We start from the raw sequence: 16,161 nt of genomic DNA, 5'->3' as shown, positions 1-16,161 counted from the left end.
TTTGAAAAATGAGAAAACTTTTATTTGGAGTATCCCTAATTTTTATTTTACTTACTATTTCGGCTTATTCTGCTCACAGATTTTATGTGAGTATTTATCAAATTGATTATAAACCTGCCAAAAAAGAACTTCAAATTATCAGCCGTATTTTTCTCGATGATTTAGTAGAAGCGGTCGAAGCTTCGTCAAAAAAGAAAGTAGCTCTTGGCGAGAAAAGTCAATCAGCAGAAGATATTTTACTTTTCGAAAAGTATCAGAAAAGCCATCTTCTCATCAAGATTAATAATAAAATTGTCACATATAAATATTTGAGCAGCGAGGTAGAAAACAATGTTTTCATTAGTTATTTTAAAGTTGAAAATCTAGGATCTGTAAAATCTATCGAAGTAAAAAACACTTCTCTGCTTGATATTCTTCCCACACAGCAAAATATTATTCAACTTACAATTGATAAAGAGAAGTCCAGTTTGCTTTTAACGGCAGAAAAACCTTCGGGACGACAGACTTTTTAATTAATAGTACTATTTTTATGCTTCAAATTTTTTTAGAAATTTATGAATAAAATTATCACGCTTCTAATTCTTGCGAGTTTTGCCACGACATTTGCTCAAACCGATAATCCTAATCGGATTAATAATAATAAGTTTAGACAAATGTATGATGTCTTGGCCACGCCAAATATGTATCGTACTGCATCAGGTGCGCCAGGTCCAGAATATTATCAGCAGCAGGCGGATTACAAAATTGATATAACCCTAGATGATGATAAGGCTCGAATTTACGGGACTGAAACTGTCACCTATCACAATAATGCTAAAGAGTCGCTGGATTATTTGTGGATTCAGCTAGATCAGAATATCAACGCACAAGATTCGCAGTCACCATTAGCGCGAAATGATAAAATGAGTTCGTCAATTAGTGCATCGGCATTTTCTAGAAATTACTTTGAAGAAAAGTTTGACGGTGGTTTTAAAATCGATTATGTAAAGGATGTTCAAGGCAAAGATCTTCCGTATACGGTAAATCATACAATGATGCGAATTGATCTCGACAAGCCTTTGAAGCACGGCGAAAAATATTCTTTTTCGATAAAATATTGGTATAATATCAATAATTATATGGAAGTTGGCGGTCGTTCTGGCTACGAACATTTTAAAGAAGATGGAAATAACTTGTATGTAATCGCCCAATTTCATCCGCGAATGGCAGTTTACAATGATGTTGAAGGTTGGCAGAATATGCAATTTTGGGGAGGTGGTGAATTTGCGCTTCCTTTTGGGAATTATGATGTTTCGATTACCGTGCCAGCAGATCACTTTCTTGATGCAACAGGAAGTTTGCTAAATCGCGAAGAAGTTTATACCAAAGAACAACTGAAGAGATACAAGCAGGCGGAGAAATCATTTGATAATCCTGTGGTAATTATCACACAAGCCGAAGCAACTGAAATAGAAAAAGGTCGCAGTAAGAAGACAAAAACTTGGAAATTTCGAGCAGAGAATGTTCGTGATTTCGGAATTTCCACTTCTCGCAAGTTCATCAGCGATGCGATGGCAGTAAAGATTAATGACAAGATTGTTATGGCTGTTTCTCTTTATCCAAAAGAAGGAAATCCACTATGGGAAAAATATTCGACTAGAGCTGTTGCACATACTTTGAAATCGTATTCTTCTTATACTTTTGACTATCCGTACCCAAAAGCAATCTCGGTAAATGCACAAGATCAAGGAATGGAATATCCAATGATTTGCTGGAATTTTGGCCGTCCGGAGAAAGATTTGACCTATTCAGATAACGTCAAATACGGAATGCTTGGAGTAATTATACATGAAGTGGGACACAACTTTTTCCCGATGATTGTCAATTCAGACGAGAGACAATGGACGTGGATGGACGAGGGTCTAAATACGTTTCTGCAATATTTGACTGAGCAAACATTTGATACAAACTTTCCATCGAGACGCGGTCCTGCCAAGAACATAGTTCCGTATATGAGCGGAGATCCAAAGAGCTTGGAACCTATAATGTCTAATTCTGAAAATATTCATCAATTTGGAAATAATGCCTATGGAAAACCGGCGACTGCGTTAAATATTTTACGAAATACTGTGATGGGTCCTGAACTATTTGATCACGCTTTTCGTACATACTCCAAACGGTGGAAATTTAAACATCCAACCCCAGAAGATTTTTTCCGTACTATGGAAGATGCGTCTTCGGTAGACCTTGACTGGTTTTGGAGAGGATGGTTTTTTACGACAGATTACAATGATATTGGAATTAAAGATGTTGTCAAATTTCAGATAACTGATAAAGCTCCAAAGGATGTAGAAGTAGTTGAAGTAACTCGTAGAAATAGAAAAACTGCCGCAGGACCATTGGTCTATATGGTTGCTGATGATAAGATTTCTAGTAAAAACAAAGGATTAGATTTTAAAAACGTCAAAACTTTGGAAGAATATCTTACAGTGAACTTTACTGCAGAAGAGAGGAAAAATTTAAAAAATCCTAAGTTTTTCTATGAAGTAACTTTCAATAAACCGGGAGGCTTGGTTATGCCAATTATTGTCGAATTGACTTTTATAGATGGAACATCAGAAATTCAGACTTTTCCAGCTCAAATTTGGCGATTAAATGATCAAGAGGTCAGTCGTACATTTGCAACGGAAAAAGAATTACTAAAAATCCAGATCGATCCAAAGCTTGAAACCGCAGATACAGATGTAACAAATAATGTCTGGCCACGAGAGCTGATTAAGTCAAAATTTGATTAAAATTATTATGAATAAATTGCGCATTTTAAAAGTCACAACTTTGTAACTTTGCTTAAAATAGATGTCTTATGTTTGGAATAGGAGGAGGAGAATTAATTTTTATAATTTTGATTATACTAATGCTTTTTGGATCTGATAAGATTCCAGAATTTGCACGGGCTTTCGCCAAAGGCATGGCACAGCTTAAAAATGCAACCAACGAAATCAAAGACAACATTCACGGAAGTGGCCTTAATATGGACGAACTAACCGGCGGAATTTCTACAGAAATAAATAAGGCCAAAGAAGGATTTACAAAAATGGTCCAGGAAACTGCAATCCAAGAAAAAGTAACTTCAGAGATAGATCAATTGCGAAACACCTTCAAGAAAGAAAGTACAGATTTAGACGATTCTATCGCTGATAGTAAATTAAACGAACCAATTATCGAAGAGCCAACGCAAGACGGCCCAATAAAACGTAATTAAATGCTTGAAGAATTATTACGACTTGATTCAAATCTTTTGGTTTATCTAAACGGCCTTGGCAGTTCATGGCGAGACCCAATTTGGTTAGCGATTACAAGACAGGAACATTGGACACCTCTTTTCCTTTTTCTACTGTATGTCATGTACAAAAAACTCGGTCTGCAGCAAACTTTGCTCGCTATTGGAGTAATTGCACTTTTAGTTTTGTTCACAGATCAAACTACAAATTTTGTAAAAGGTCATTACGGACGACTCAGACCAACCAATAATATTCTCATCAATATGGGAATGAGGCAGGTGCAAATGCGTTATAGTTTTAGTTTTTGGTCAGGTCACGCGGCAAATTCTATGGCGGTAGCAATGTTTATTTACCTCATTGCTCGCAAGCAAATAAAATATATTGGCTTCTTCTTTTTATGGTCGTTAGTATTTGCTTACAGCCGTATTTACTTAGGATTGCATTATCCTAGCGATATTTTATCAGGTTTTTTCTTTGGTATAATTATGGGATTCCTAGCCTATTTACTATTTAATTTTATCAATAAAAAGTATCTGATTCCAAGAATGGAAAGAAGAAATTCGGCTATGGAAAATGAATAAATTTTTAGTTCATCGATAATAAGGATTTGGCTTTCGCCGAAAGAACGCTCGCAACATCAATTTCAATAAATTGAGGTCATGCACTAGTATCACATCTAGATTTTTTTGATTTCGCCACTACCGAAGAATTCCGTCGACAACAAATTTCGATAGCTTACAAAACCCTCGAAACCGTTAATCCATCACGTATTGGCAACAACACAGTTTCTACACGTGGATCTTCCTGAAGCAATTTATTATATTTCAATAAAACTGCGGTACTAATATCTTTTGGATTTAATTCTTCCAAAACTTTTCCGCTCCACAACACATTATCAGATAAGATAATTCCGCCTTTGTTCATTATTGGTACAATCATCTCATAATAGTTGAGGTAATTTTCTTTGTCAGCATCAATAAAAACCAAATCAAATTTCAAGTCCAAAAGCGGAATAATATCCGTCGCTTGGCCCAAATGCTGCACAATTTGTTTTCCCCAAGGAGATCGATCAAAGTATTTGCGCTGCAAATCTACCAATTCTTCCTTGATGTCTATTGTATGCAAGGTGCCAGAATCCTGCATTCCTTCGGCAAGACATAAAGCCGAATAACCTGTATAAGTACCAATTTCCAAAATATTGACAGGTCTTATCAACTTAGAAAGCATACTCAAAACACGACCTTGAAAATGGCCACTCAACATTCTCGGCAACAATACTTTTTGGTATGTTTCGCGGTTGAGATCAGCAAGTAGTTGAGGTTCATTTTCAGAATGCTTCTCAACATAATTTTCAAGTTCGGACGAAATAAAGTGCATTTTTAAAGTTTTGGACAAAGTTATAAATTCCTAAATGACCTATTCAAGAAATAACCATTAAATTTGCAACCATGGAAATCACTAAGAAAGACATACGAGCATTAAGTAAAGAGGAATTAAGAGAATTTTTCAGCATAAACGACAAAGCTTTTCGAGGCAATCAAGTGTATGAATGGCTATGGAGCAAAGGCGCTCACAGCTTTGAAGATATGACAAATCTCTCTAAGGCAACTCGTGCGATGCTCGAAGAAAACTTTGTAATTAATCACATCAAAGTCGATCAGATGCAGCGCTCTAGTGACGGTACGGTCAAGAATGCCGTGCGTCTTCACGATGGTCTCGTTGTAGAATCGGTGCTTATTCCTACAAATACTCGTACTACCGCCTGCGTTTCTAGTCAGGTAGGTTGTAGTTTGGATTGCAATTTTTGTGCAACAGCACAACTCAAGAGAATGCGTAACCTAAATCCTGACGAAATCTATGATCAAGTAATAGCAATCGATAAAGAAAGTAGATTGTATCATAACCGCCCACTTTCTAACATTGTTTTCATGGGTATGGGTGAGCCATTGATGAATTACAACAATGTACTTAAGGCAATAGATATGATAACTTCGACAGAAGGACTTAGTATGTCGCCAAAACGAATTACAGTTTCTACTTCGGGCTTGCCCAAAATGATTAAGAAACTAGCAGATGATGAAGTAAAATTCCAATTAGCAGTGTCACTACACTCAGCAATTGATTCAATCAGAGCGAGCATTATGCCTTTTAGCAAAAATTTCCCTTTGGTAGATCTCAAAGAATCTCTGCAATATTGGTATGCAAAAACCAAGAGTAAGGTGACCTATGAATATGTGGTATGGAAAAACATCAATGACAATAAGGAATCTGTAGATGCGCTTGTCAAATTTTGCAAATATGTTCCTTGCAAGGTGAATCTTATTGAGTACAATCCAATAGAGACAGAAGGCGAATTTCAGCAAGCTTCAGATGAGGCTATAGATGCTTATATTTCAGCTCTAGCCGAAAATGGAATTGTGGCCAAAGTACGTCGCAGCCGTGGAAAAGATATTGATGCTGCCTGTGGACAACTCGCCAACAAGTCCTGATTAGGGCAAACATATTCTTAAATTAAAGTTTTAATAAAAATCATCATCACTGTTGTAGAATGAAAATCACCGAGCAAATAAAAGCGCCTATTGTTGTAGAAATGGCTGTCTTCGAGAAGAAGTTTTACCAATCTATGACTTCACAGGTAGCGCTCCTCAACAGAATTACCCACTATGTGGTTAATCGAAAAGGAAAGCAAATGCGTCCAATGTTTGTTTTCTTAACCGCCAAAATGTTAGATGCAGCAGTTAATGAACGCACTTATAGGGGTGCCGCCGTAATCGAACTTATTCACACTGCCACTCTTGTGCACGATGATGTTGTGGATGATTCTAATCAAAGACGGGGATTTTTCTCTATAAATGCACTTTGGAAAAATAAAATTGCAGTTCTCGTTGGAGATTATTTACTGTCAAAAGGATTGCTACTTTCTATAGACAATGGCGATTTTGATCTTCTAAAAATTATCTCAGTTGCCGTTCGCGAAATGAGCGAAGGTGAATTACTTCAGATAGAAAAAGCCCGCCGACTCGACATTACCGAAGATATTTACTATGACATCATCAGAAAGAAAACTGCCACTCTTATCGCCGCTTGTTGCGCTCTTGGAGCGAGATCAGTTCTTGAAAATGATGATGCTCAGGTCGAAAATATGCGACTTTTTGGCGAATTAATCGGAATGGCTTTTCAAATAAAAGACGACTTGTTTGATTATACAGATGATGCTATCGGAAAGCCTACAGGTATTGATATTAAGGAGCAAAAAATGACTCTTCCATTAATCTATGCTCTCAATCATTCTGATAAATCTCAAAAGAGATGGCTGATCAATTCGGTCAAAAACCACAATAAAGATAAAAAGCGGGTCAAAGAAGTTATAGCATTTGTCAAGCAGCAAAATGGTTTGAAATATGCCGAAGAAAAAATGATTGAATTTCAACAACAAGCACTTCAGCTTTTGGAAGTTTACCCGCAATCCGAATTTAAGGACGCCCTCGTTCTTATGGTAAATTATGTGATAGAACGAAAAAAATAAATTTATAAATAGCTTATTATCAGTTAATTATTTTTATTTTTAAAAAATAATTACAATCCCGTACAACCTTTTCTAGGCTATTCTCGTCTATACTAATAGAACCACTTTTATAAACCACTTTGAAAGTTATTAAACTACATCAGCAATTAAACACTCTTATTGATTTGGCTATAGCCAAAGATCGAAAAGCGCAACAAGAAATTTACGGTCGATTTGCACCAAAGATGTTGAGCGTTTGCCGATTGTATATAAAGGACTTGCAGCACGCCGAAGATGTAATGCTCACGGGATTTATGAAAGTTTTTTCGAACATTAAAAATTTTGAGGATAAAGGAAGCTTTGAAGGTTGGATGCGAAGGATTATGGTAAATGAATGTTTAGATAGAATCCGAACAAATAAGAAGATTCATTTTATTGATGACGAGTTAGAAATTCAAGACGGTGTGGGCGAAATCGATTGCAACCTCGGAATCGAAGAAATTCAAACAGCGATAGACAATTTGCCGGAAGGCTACAAAATGATCTTCAACCTTTATGCAATCGAAGGTTACAAACATAAAGAGATTGCCGAAATGTTGGGGATAAACGAAGGAACTTCAAAATCGCAGTTGTCAAATGCTAGGAAGATGTTGCAAGTGCAGATTAATAAATTAAATGAGTACCAAAAATGGAATTAAATAAATACGATACAGATTTTCGAACCAAACTCAATGATAGGGAGATTACTCCTTCGGCAGATTCTTGGAATAAGCTTGATACCATGCTGAGCGAGACTCCAAAGAAAAAGAAGAAACCGATGATTTGGCTTTATATCGCCGCTTCAATTCTTGGATTTTTATTTGTTGGTAATATATTTATGATGCAATTAGGAGGTGACAGCGATGCTATTCAAGTCGTAAATCAAGACAACTCTGCAATAACTACTCCCATAGATATTCCGCAGGAAATCAATAGTAATCAAGAAGAAGTTGTAGAAGTACAAGGTGGGCAACAAACAAAGAAAGTAAAAGAATCTCGAAATGCAATTGCAAAAATAGTTAGCCCTATTTCTACTAAGTCAACCAAATCAGTTGAAGAAGAAATTGCCAATGTAAGTAGTCCCGCGATTCCTAATAAAATAATCAGAAATTCAGTTAACGATGATAATTTAGAAAAACTTCTCGCTGATGCTACGTCATTACAAAAACCAAATTCAGCCGTAAAAGTGAGTGCGAAAAATCTCTTATCTCAAGTTGATGGCGAAATCGAGCTCACATTTAGAGAGAAAATGATCAGATCAGTATCCAAAAATTACCAAGAAATTAAAGTTGCCGTTTCCAATCGAAATCTAGAATCGTATTAGAAACACCCCCTCAAGAATTTTATAAACCACCAAAACACAAACAAAATGAAAAATTTTACACTTTCGTTAGCGGCATTCCTATGCCTTTTTTTAACCCAGGTATACGCCCAAGAAACCTTTGAAGCGCGAGCCTACGCCATTGCCGAGAAGATCGAAAAAATCACTCAAGAGGAGAAAGATGCGCTCAAAGTTGAGGTTGAAACTATCAATGATCTTTACGCAAAATCGACCATCAATAAGGAGCAAGCAGACAGTCAAAAACTTGCCGTTGCCGAGAAAAGAGCGAAAAATATAGAAGAGCGAACTGCCGTGGCGCATCAAGAGTTAAGTGATCTTGTTCAGGAAAAAGTTAATGGCACAGTTGGTAAAGACTACCGTTCAAAATTTTCTAAACATATAACTGCAAGTATTATTGTTGGCGCTGAGCAAGAAAAGGATACTTTGGCAGACAAATTTATAGAAAACCGAACTGTAAGCCAGTTTGTTTTCGCTGCCGGTCTTAATAATCTTATAACAAACAATGCTGTTGCGCACTCAGATTATAGATATTTAGGTTCACATTTTTACGAGTTGGGTTTTACTTGGAATACCAGAATCTTAAAAGATCACAATCTCTTACACGCAAAATACGGAATGTCTGTAATGTACAATAATCTCCGTCCAACAAATAATAGAGTTTTTGTGGAGAGCGAAGATGAGACTATGCTAGAGACAAGTTTGATAGATTTAAAAGATTCTCGTTTCCGAAATGTTTCGCTAGTTGTGCCGTTGCATTTGGAATTTGATTTTTCTAAAAGTGAAAGAATTGCGAATTCTGATGGTTTCAAAACGCATCAAGGTTTTCGGGTAGGTTTAGGCGGATATGCTGGACTTAACATCAAATCTAAGCAAATTTTAGTGTATGATTTGGACGGAAATAACAACCGTGATCGCGAGCGTGGCGATTTTAATGTCAACGATTTTGTCTACGGTATCAGTGCCTATGTTGGTTATCAAGCAGTGAGTTTGTATGCAAAATATGATTTAAATCCGCTGTTCAAAAACAATGGAATCGATCAAAATAATGTTTCGTTAGGGGTGCGAATCGACCTCAATTAATATTTTTTTTAGTTAGTTAAAGTTGAAAACGCTTCTGGAGAGAGGCGTTTTTTTTATTTGGAGCTAATCCCGCTATCCGCTATATCTCTTTCTTTTTTCTAAGAAAAAAAGAAAGAGGATGCCGCTACTATCGGGGCTAGGAGTTTCCGTAATATTTGAGCAAAAGTATTTAATCAATACGATTATTTGTAACTTTGACCTCCTCAATAAAAACAAACAACATTGATTTCCAAGTCCACAATAGATGCCGTTTTTGATGCCGTAAGAGTCGAAGAAGTAATACAAGATTTCGTTCAACTCAAACGTGCTGGTAGTAATTACAAAGGTTTGAGTCCGTTTTCTGATGAGCGCTCACCATCATTTATGGTATCGCCAGTAAAACAGATTTGGAAGGATTTTAGTTCAGGAAAAGGAGGAAATGCCATTGCTTTTATTATGGAGCACGAGCATTTTACTTATCCCGAAGCAATCAGATATCTCGCCAGAAAATACAATATCGAAATCGAGGAAACAGTTGCTTCCGAAGAAGAAAAAGCTTTGATCGACGCACGCGAAAGCATGTATCTCGTTTTAGAATATGCCAGAAAATATTTCCATGATAAGATGCTCAACAGTGATGAAGGGCAAGCGATTGGACTTTCCTATTTCAAAGAGCGTGGATTTACGATGGACACGATCAAGAAATTTTCACTTGGTTTTTCGCCAGAGCAGTGGGATGCTTTCTCCAAAGAAGCACTCGGTCAAGGTTATAAATTAGAATTTCTGGAATCAACCGGAATGACCATTAATAAGGAAGACCGACTTACAGATCGCTTCCGCGGTCGAGTAATGTTTCCTATACTTAGTATGTCAGGCCGGGTTTTAGGATTTGGAGGACGAATTCTTGGTAACGATAAGAAAGCGGCAAAATATTTAAATTCTCCAGAAAGTGATGTTTACCATAAAAGTAAAGTTCTTTACGGACTTTTCCAGGCAAAGCAATCAATTGCCAAATTAGATACTTGTTATTTGGTCGAAGGATATACCGATGTAATCCAGATGCATCAAGCAGGGATAGAAAATGTTGTTTCATCTTCTGGAACAGCACTTAGTCCAGATCAAATTAGATTAATCAATAGATTAACCAAAAATATTACTGTGCTTTTTGACGGTGATGCTGCCGGATTACGTGCTTCCCTTAGAGGAATCGATTTGATTCTTGAAGAAGGAATGAACGTAAAAGTTTGTGGTTTTCCAGACGGTGAAGATCCCGATAGTTTTGCTAAAAAGCATTCTAGCGAAGAGTTGCAGGAGTATTTTGCCAAAAATTCAAAAGATTTCATTCAGTTTAAAGCCTCATTATTAGTCGACGATGCCAAAAATGACCCTGTAAAAAAGGCAGGGTTAATTCGTGATATGGTTACCAGTATTTCAAAAATACCAGATCGTATACAGCGTGAAATTTATATTCAGGAGTGTTCGCGAATTATGGACATTTCGGAGCAAGTACTTACGAGTACTTTGGCGCAACTTGTCAATAAAGAGAAATTAGATGAACTAAAAGGGGATAAAAAACCGCAGAAAGCCTTTGAAGTTGTTAAAAATGATGCTGCGACAAATTCTGAAAAAGTAGATGTAAAATATGAGTTAGAACGGAGAATAATCGAAATTCTGCTTTTATACGGAAATACCGAAGAAGATTTTGAAGAAAGTTACCTTCAATCTGATGATGAAGGGAATATCCAAACAATTACGAACATTCAAAAGAGTAAAGTTTTTCAGAAAATTTTCTTGAGTTTGCAGGAAGATGAGGTTGAACTTGCAAATCCACTGTTTAGAGATATTTACAATGATTTAATCGAATATTTTAATCAACATCAAGAATTTGTAATGGAGCATTATTTAATGCGTCTTCCTGCTCAATATAGTTTAGAAGTTACAAATATTTTAATGGAGGAGGAGCGTGAACATCTTCACAAATGGGAGGTACAGCAAATCGCTGTCAAGGAAAAAGCTGAGTCAATTTCGCAATATGTTTCAGAAACTATTCTCACACTGCGCTGGTTTTTAGTTCACGGTATCATTGACGAGCTTAAAAAATCCTTATCTACAGATCCCGATGCTGACAATGCAGAAATTTTAGGGTTGGCAATGGATTATTATCGCCTGATTAATGCATTCTCAACAAAGCTGGGACGTGTAATGTCTGGATTTCGTTAAACGATATTTAATGTTTTTGCTTTATTTACTAAATCTACCAAATTGGTTACATTTAGTTTGGTAAGTAAACGCAATTTATATGTACTAATGGTTTTTTCATTTAAATCCAAAATTTTAGAAATTTCATTATTTTTCTTACCGTCGCTTAGGTAACGTAGCACTTCAATTTCTCGATTTGATAATTTTCGATAAAGACGATCACTCTTGTTTTGTTTAGCGATAAGAGCCAAATCTTTTTTGACATTTTCGCTCATAACAATAATTCCATTGCTAACTTTAACAATTGTTTGTCCTAAATATTCCAATTTCGCTGTTTTATGAACGTAAGCTGAACAGCCTGATTTGATTGCATTGGGAGCGTATATTTGCTCTGGAAGACTGCTAAATATAATTACTTTTGTATTAGGATATTCACGAATGATTGCTCGAATTTCGTAAATACTAGTAAATCCGTCAAGTTCGAGATCCATTACTAGGATATCGATTTCTTTATTTTTTAAGGCTTCGGCGATCATTCCAAAATTACCAACATTTGACACTATATTGATGTCGCTGTGGTCTTTGAAATATGATTTCACCCCAAAGTGAACTACTGGGTAGTTGTCGGCTAAACATACTTTAATCATAACTTTTGTTTTAGTGGTGTTGGTAAATTTTTTCTAGCTTCTTTTTATTTATTATGTACTATATAATTCTGCTGGAATTTTACAGACAGGTATTGGTTGTATTTTATGTTGATTTGCTCGGTTTAACTTTCTATAAATGGCCAGCACTTCTCGCTGTCTTTCAGAAAGACCTTCTTCTCCTTCTCCTTGATCTACTCCTTGTGACATTGCCCACTCTAATTCGTTATAAGTTGCTCCCAACTGCTGTTCATCAGTACGAGAATCTCCAAACAATCCATCTGTAGGAGAAGCTTTCTGGATAGAGGATGGTATTTTTAAATGGGCTGCTAAAGCAAAAACCTCTGATTTCAATAAATCCGCAATGGGACTTATATCCACTCCTCCATCACCATATTTGGTAAAAAAGCCTACGCCGAAATCCTCAATCTTATTTCCTGTTCCTGCTACTAATAGTCCATTTAATCCTGCAAGATGATATAAGGTAGTCATTCGTAACCTCGCTCTTGTATTGGCCAAGGTCAGAGCGTTTAATGGGTCATCTATACTTTCAAAAAGGCCAGAATAATTATCAAATGTGGTAGTCAGATCTATTAAATTTTCTTCTACATTAGAAAAATGCTGTTGCAAAAACCGAATCTGTTCGCTTGCTCTCGTCAATTCACTATTTGACTGATGAATTGGCATTTGGACGCACAAAGTTTTAAGACCCGTTTTTGCGCAAAGAGTTGAAACAACTGCTGAATCAATTCCACCTGAAATTCCAATAACAAAACCTTTAATATTTGCTTTCGTGGCATATTCTAAAAGCCATTGCGATATAAATTCTGATGCTTTGCTTGCATTAATCGCTTTATTATTGACCATCTATTTATCTATATATTGAAATGTGAACTGTATATTTGCAAAACTATAAAAGCTAATTAAAAACCGTAGGCTGCATTATTAAGTTAATTTAATAACAAGCATATTTCTTGCGAGTGCCTATTAAAGCGAAATTAAACCAATATATGAAGAATTATCTTATATTATTTATATTTTTTATTGTACTTACTTCATGTGACAAGAAAAATAAGACAGAAAAAGCAATCGAAAATATACCTATAAGTATAGATGTAGATCGATTTGATCAGGCTTTTTTTGAAACCAAACCTGAAGACCTCCAATCGCTCAAAAATAAATACCCGTATTTTTTTTCAAGCAATGACGATGCGGCTTGGAAAGAAAGAATGACAGATCCTCAGTGGCGTGACTTATACAATGAGGTTCAGAAAAAGTATAAAAATTTTGACAGCGAGAGCGCTTCAATTGCTGAACTACTGAAACATATTAAATTCTATTTTCCAGAAACAAAAGCTAATCCCAAGATTATCACTGTTATAGGAGATATGGACAATGATATGAAAGCTATTTATACCGATAGTTTACTAATTGTTTCTTTGGAACTCTATTTAGGGAAAGACCATAAATATTATGACTACCCTGCCTATATCAAGAAAAACTTTGAATCAGAGCAGATTGTATCTGACCTGGCGCAGGACTTTGCCGAAAGAAAAATTGCTCCACCACGTGATAAAACATTACTATCGCAAATGATTTATAACGGGAAGATTTTGTATCTCAAAGATTTACTGATTCCGTCTGCTACAGATGCCCAAAAAATAGGATATACATCTGAAGAAATAGTATGGTCAGAAGAGAATGAAAATTACATGTGGCGCTATTTTATCGAAAACAAACTGTTGTTTGATACCTCATCAAAACTTGCCAATAGATTTATAAATCCTGCGCCATTTTCTAAGTTTTATTTAGAAATAGATAATGAAACGCCAGGCAGTGTGGGTCGATGGATTGGTTGGCAGATTGTGCGATCATATGCAAAAAATAATGATGTTTCATTAGAAACTTTATTGCAAACAGATTCAAAAGAAATATTTGATAACTCAAAATACAAACCTAGAAAAGAATGACAGCAAAACATACCTCAGAAATTAGATTTGAAGTGGAATTAGATGAAAATCGTGTTCCAGAAAAACTTACGTGGAGTGCAAAGGATGGTGGAATAGAAATGCAAGAAACCAAAGCTGTTCTGCTTTCTGTGTGGGATAGTAAGGCAAAAGAAATGCTCAGAATAGATCTTTGGACGAAAGAAATGCCTGTGGATGAAATGAAAATATTTTTTCATCAAACACTAGTGGCAATGTCTGACACCTTCTTGCGTGCAACGGGTGATGAGAAAATGACCGAAACGATGAAGGATTTTTGTGCCTATTTTGCAGAAAATCTCGACCTAGTAAAAAAGTAATTTCTCCGTTTAAATACTTAAAAAAAGTCGGTTTAGATCTTGATCTAAACCGACTTTTTTTTATGACTAAAACTCGCTGTCCTGTTTGAAGACGTCTTGATTTACTTCGTCAATAAATTCTAATAATGTATCTTTTCCTGTACCCTCTGTAGCAGAAGTTACAAAGTGCATCGGCATCTCTTCCCAGTTATTAGCTAGCATTTTCTTTTTGTACGCTGCCACGTGTGAATCAATTTTCACTTTGCTAATTTTGTCAGCTTTTGTAAAAATAATGCAAAAAGGAATTTCACTTTCTCCTAGATAAGACATAAATTCTATGTCAATGTCTTGAGCTTCATGTCTAATATCAATTAGAACAAAAGCTGAAACGAGCTGTTCTCTTTTTTCAAAATAATCAGTTATAAACTGTTGGAAAACAGATTTCGTCCGTTTTGAAACTTTTGCATAACCATATCCTGGCAGATCGACTAAGAACCAATTATTATTGATTTTAAAGTGGTTGATCAGTTGTGTTTTTCCTGGACGACCAGAAGTTTTTGCTAACTTTTTATGATTGGTCAGCATATTTATCAGCGAAGATTTACCTACATTAGAACGACCGATAAAGGCATATTCGGGCAAAAATTCTTTAGGACATTTGTCTACTTCTGAATTGCTAATTATAAATTCGGCGGTGTTAATCTTCATTGTCTTTTCTTTATTCTAAATTACTTAGGTTTTCAGTTTTGCTTTCTGCAACCACTCGTACATTATTGTATTAAATTCATCCGGATGCTCCATCATTGCAGCATGTCCACAGTTGTCAATCCAATATAAACTTGAATTGGGTAATTTATCATGAAACTCCTTTGCGACTTCCGGCGGAGTTACTTTGTCATTTTTACCCCAAATAATACAGGTCGGCACGTGCATTTTTGGTAAATCTTTTGCCATATTATGGCGGATGGCACTTTTGGCAATTGTAAGAGTTTTGATGAGTTTGATTCGGTCATTAGCCATTTCATATACTTCATCAATAATTTCTTTGGTAGCAATTTTTGGATCGTAAAATACATCTTCCGCTTTCCTTCTGATATACTCATAATCGCCGCGTCGCGGATAGCTATCGCCCATAGCACTTTCGTACAAGCCAGAACTTCCAGTGATGATAAGTCCAGCCATTTTTTCTGGATACATTTTCGCGTGGTATAATCCAATGTGACCTCCAAGTGAATTTCCTAATAAGATAACACGGTCAAGCTTCTTGTAAGTAATAAAGTCCTTTACATATTTGGCGAAAGCCTTGACATTGGTCTTCAAAATATTTTGCGTGTAAATCGGCAATTCAGGAATAATTACTTTATATCCTTTGTCTGGAAAAAAAGATGCAACTCCTTCAAAGTTGCTTAATCCACCCATAAGTCCGTGCAGTACGATGATGGGAGTTCCTTCTCCAATTTCTAAGTATTTATATTTTCCTTCTTTATTCACGGTATCTTCCATAGGTATGCCAAGCTTTTTCTTATTGGCAAATATATGATTTTCTCATTTATTATAAGAGAAAACTTTGGCTATATCAAACTCTTTAATAATCTACTGATTGTAGCTAAAAATTTATTTAAATGTCTCAAAATCAGATTATAATATTATGCTATAAGAATTGTAGCACAAAAAGTTTGTGAAGACTCTGCTCATTTTCGTGGTAAACTTTAATTGTCAGTGCTTAAGACCATTGGAAGTGGTAAAACTTATCAACAATGTGGTATATTGTGGTATATTGTGGTAATTTTTTTTATATTTTTGTCCATACACTAATAACTAACGCAAGA

17 protein-coding genes are annotated in these 16,161 nt (G+C 35.7%); 12 read left to right on the top strand and 5 right to left on the bottom strand.

Features of this window, described 5'->3' with window-relative positions; all coding sequences use genetic code 11:
* Positions 1-8: 8 nt before the first annotated feature.
* The 4 genes from SBO79_RS01140 to SBO79_RS01125 all read left to right on the top strand — a co-directional run bounded on the left by SBO79_RS01140 (position 9) and on the right by SBO79_RS01125 (position 3,841).
* The gene (locus SBO79_RS01140; protein WP_318641214.1) at positions 9-512 is read left to right on the top strand and encodes a DUF6702 family protein; all 504 of its coding nucleotides are present in this window, start codon (positions 9-11) and stop codon (positions 510-512) included.
* 42 nt (positions 513-554) lie between these two features.
* Positions 555-2,774 carry a M1 family metallopeptidase gene (locus SBO79_RS01135; RefSeq protein ID WP_318641213.1) on the top strand — a complete coding sequence of 740 codons (2,220 nt, stop codon included), beginning with the start codon at positions 555-557 and terminating at the stop codon, positions 2,772-2,774.
* Between the two features lie 68 nt (positions 2,775-2,842).
* Entirely contained in the window at positions 2,843-3,241 is a 399-nt protein-coding gene (locus SBO79_RS01130; RefSeq protein WP_318641212.1) for a twin-arginine translocase TatA/TatE family subunit, read from the top strand.
* Positions 3,242-3,841, top strand: coding sequence for a phosphatase PAP2 family protein (locus tag SBO79_RS01125; protein WP_318641211.1), 600 nt, complete (start codon positions 3,242-3,244; stop codon positions 3,839-3,841).
* A gap of 154 nt (positions 3,842-3,995) precedes the next feature.
* Here the strand turns inward: SBO79_RS01125 and SBO79_RS01120 are convergent, their stop codons facing one another.
* Positions 3,996-4,637 (bottom strand): O-methyltransferase, encoded by a 642-nt coding sequence (locus tag SBO79_RS01120; RefSeq protein ID WP_318641210.1) that lies wholly within the window; start codon positions 4,635-4,637, stop codon positions 3,996-3,998.
* Positions 4,638-4,708: 71 nt separating this feature from the next.
* Here SBO79_RS01120 and rlmN point away from each other — a divergent pair, with 71 nt between their 5' ends.
* The 6 genes from rlmN to dnaG all read left to right on the top strand — a co-directional run bounded on the left by rlmN (position 4,709) and on the right by dnaG (position 11,425).
* Positions 4,709-5,749, top strand: coding sequence for a dual-specificity RNA methyltransferase RlmN (gene rlmN, locus SBO79_RS01115; protein ID WP_318641209.1), 1,041 nt, complete (start codon positions 4,709-4,711; stop codon positions 5,747-5,749).
* Positions 5,750-5,808: 59 nt separating this feature from the next.
* The gene (locus SBO79_RS01110; RefSeq protein ID WP_318641208.1) at positions 5,809-6,786 is read left to right on the top strand and encodes a polyprenyl synthetase family protein; all 978 of its coding nucleotides are present in this window, start codon (positions 5,809-5,811) and stop codon (positions 6,784-6,786) included.
* A 119-nt stretch (positions 6,787-6,905) separates the two neighbouring features.
* A complete protein-coding gene (locus tag SBO79_RS01105) occupies positions 6,906-7,463 on the top strand; it encodes an RNA polymerase sigma factor (protein ID WP_318641207.1) in 558 nt (185 codons plus the stop codon).
* Complete coding sequence (locus SBO79_RS01100; RefSeq protein ID WP_318641206.1) at positions 7,454-8,128, top strand: hypothetical protein; 675 nt, start codon at positions 7,454-7,456, stop codon at positions 8,126-8,128. Before SBO79_RS01105 ends, SBO79_RS01100 begins: the two co-directional genes overlap by 10 nt.
* Before the next feature lie 45 nt (positions 8,129-8,173).
* On the top strand, positions 8,174-9,226 hold the full coding sequence (locus SBO79_RS01095; RefSeq protein ID WP_318641205.1) for a hypothetical protein: 1,053 nt from the start codon (positions 8,174-8,176) through the stop codon (positions 9,224-9,226).
* 222 nt (positions 9,227-9,448) lie between these two features.
* Complete coding sequence (dnaG, locus tag SBO79_RS01090) at positions 9,449-11,425, top strand: DNA primase (RefSeq protein WP_318641204.1); 1,977 nt, start codon at positions 9,449-9,451, stop codon at positions 11,423-11,425.
* On the opposite strand, the gene SBO79_RS01085 is transcribed toward dnaG, so the two are convergent.
* Together SBO79_RS01085 and nadE are read right to left on the bottom strand one after the other, a co-directional pair.
* Complete coding sequence (locus tag SBO79_RS01085) at positions 11,422-12,051, bottom strand: LuxR C-terminal-related transcriptional regulator (RefSeq protein WP_318641203.1); 630 nt, start codon at positions 12,049-12,051, stop codon at positions 11,422-11,424. The two genes, dnaG and SBO79_RS01085, sit on opposite strands and share 4 nt — an antisense overlap.
* 51 nt (positions 12,052-12,102) lie before the next feature.
* Positions 12,103-12,915, bottom strand: a complete 813-nt coding sequence (gene nadE, locus SBO79_RS01080) for an NAD(+) synthase (protein WP_318641202.1) — start codon at positions 12,913-12,915, stop codon at positions 12,103-12,105.
* 143 nt (positions 12,916-13,058) lie between these two features.
* Between nadE and gldB the strand changes: the two genes are divergently transcribed.
* Both gldB and gldC read left to right on the top strand, forming a co-directional pair.
* A complete protein-coding gene (gldB, locus tag SBO79_RS01075) occupies positions 13,059-14,018 on the top strand; it encodes a gliding motility lipoprotein GldB (protein ID WP_318641201.1) in 960 nt (319 codons plus the stop codon).
* Complete coding sequence (gene gldC / locus SBO79_RS01070) at positions 14,015-14,353, top strand: gliding motility protein GldC (protein WP_318641200.1); 339 nt, start codon at positions 14,015-14,017, stop codon at positions 14,351-14,353. The genes gldB and gldC overlap by 4 nt, the downstream gene beginning before the upstream one ends.
* A 66-nt stretch (positions 14,354-14,419) precedes the next feature.
* On the opposite strand, the gene yihA is transcribed toward gldC, so the two are convergent.
* Positions 14,420-15,040 carry a ribosome biogenesis GTP-binding protein YihA/YsxC gene (gene yihA / locus SBO79_RS01065; RefSeq protein WP_318641199.1) on the bottom strand — a complete coding sequence of 207 codons (621 nt, stop codon included), beginning with the start codon at positions 15,038-15,040 and terminating at the stop codon, positions 14,420-14,422.
* A 24-nt stretch (positions 15,041-15,064) separates the two neighbouring features.
* Positions 15,065-15,835, bottom strand: a complete 771-nt coding sequence (locus SBO79_RS01060) for an alpha/beta fold hydrolase (protein WP_318641198.1) — start codon at positions 15,833-15,835, stop codon at positions 15,065-15,067.
* Positions 15,836-16,161: the final 326 nt, after the last annotated feature.

The organism is Flavobacterium ardleyense (assembly GCF_033547075.1).
Classification (GTDB): Bacteria; Bacteroidota; Bacteroidia; order Flavobacteriales; family Flavobacteriaceae; genus Flavobacterium; species Flavobacterium ardleyense_A.
Note: the sequence above shows the minus strand (reverse complement) of the source record. Positions and strands in the feature narration are given on the sequence as shown.

Excerpts from the sequence above, each read along its gene's own strand:
- SBO79_RS01140 (WP_318641214.1), top strand. The coding sequence starts at position 9 with ATGAGAAAACTTTTATTTGGAGTATCCCTAATTTTTATTTTACTTACT.
- SBO79_RS01135 (WP_318641213.1), top strand. The coding sequence starts at position 555 with ATGAATAAAATTATCACGCTTCTAATTCTTGCGAGTTTTGCCACGACA.
- SBO79_RS01130 (WP_318641212.1), top strand. The coding sequence starts at position 2,843 with ATGTTTGGAATAGGAGGAGGAGAATTAATTTTTATAATTTTGATTATA.
- SBO79_RS01125 (WP_318641211.1), top strand. The coding sequence starts at position 3,242 with ATGCTTGAAGAATTATTACGACTTGATTCAAATCTTTTGGTTTATCTA.
- SBO79_RS01120 (WP_318641210.1), bottom strand. The coding sequence starts at position 4,637 with ATGCACTTTATTTCGTCCGAACTTGAAAATTATGTTGAGAAGCATTCT.
- rlmN (WP_318641209.1), top strand. The coding sequence starts at position 4,709 with ATGGAAATCACTAAGAAAGACATACGAGCATTAAGTAAAGAGGAATTA.
- SBO79_RS01110 (WP_318641208.1), top strand. The coding sequence starts at position 5,809 with ATGAAAATCACCGAGCAAATAAAAGCGCCTATTGTTGTAGAAATGGCT.
- SBO79_RS01100 (WP_318641206.1), top strand. The coding sequence starts at position 7,454 with ATGGAATTAAATAAATACGATACAGATTTTCGAACCAAACTCAATGAT.
- SBO79_RS01095 (WP_318641205.1), top strand. The coding sequence starts at position 8,174 with ATGAAAAATTTTACACTTTCGTTAGCGGCATTCCTATGCCTTTTTTTA.
- SBO79_RS01085 (WP_318641203.1), bottom strand. The coding sequence starts at position 12,051 with ATGATTAAAGTATGTTTAGCCGACAACTACCCAGTAGTTCACTTTGGG.
- nadE (WP_318641202.1), bottom strand. The coding sequence starts at position 12,915 with ATGGTCAATAATAAAGCGATTAATGCAAGCAAAGCATCAGAATTTATA.
- gldB (WP_318641201.1), top strand. The coding sequence starts at position 13,059 with ATGAAGAATTATCTTATATTATTTATATTTTTTATTGTACTTACTTCA.
- gldC (WP_318641200.1), top strand. The coding sequence starts at position 14,015 with ATGACAGCAAAACATACCTCAGAAATTAGATTTGAAGTGGAATTAGAT.
- yihA (WP_318641199.1), bottom strand. The coding sequence starts at position 15,040 with ATGAAGATTAACACCGCCGAATTTATAATTAGCAATTCAGAAGTAGAC.
- SBO79_RS01060 (WP_318641198.1), bottom strand. The coding sequence starts at position 15,835 with ATGGAAGATACCGTGAATAAAGAAGGAAAATATAAATACTTAGAAATT.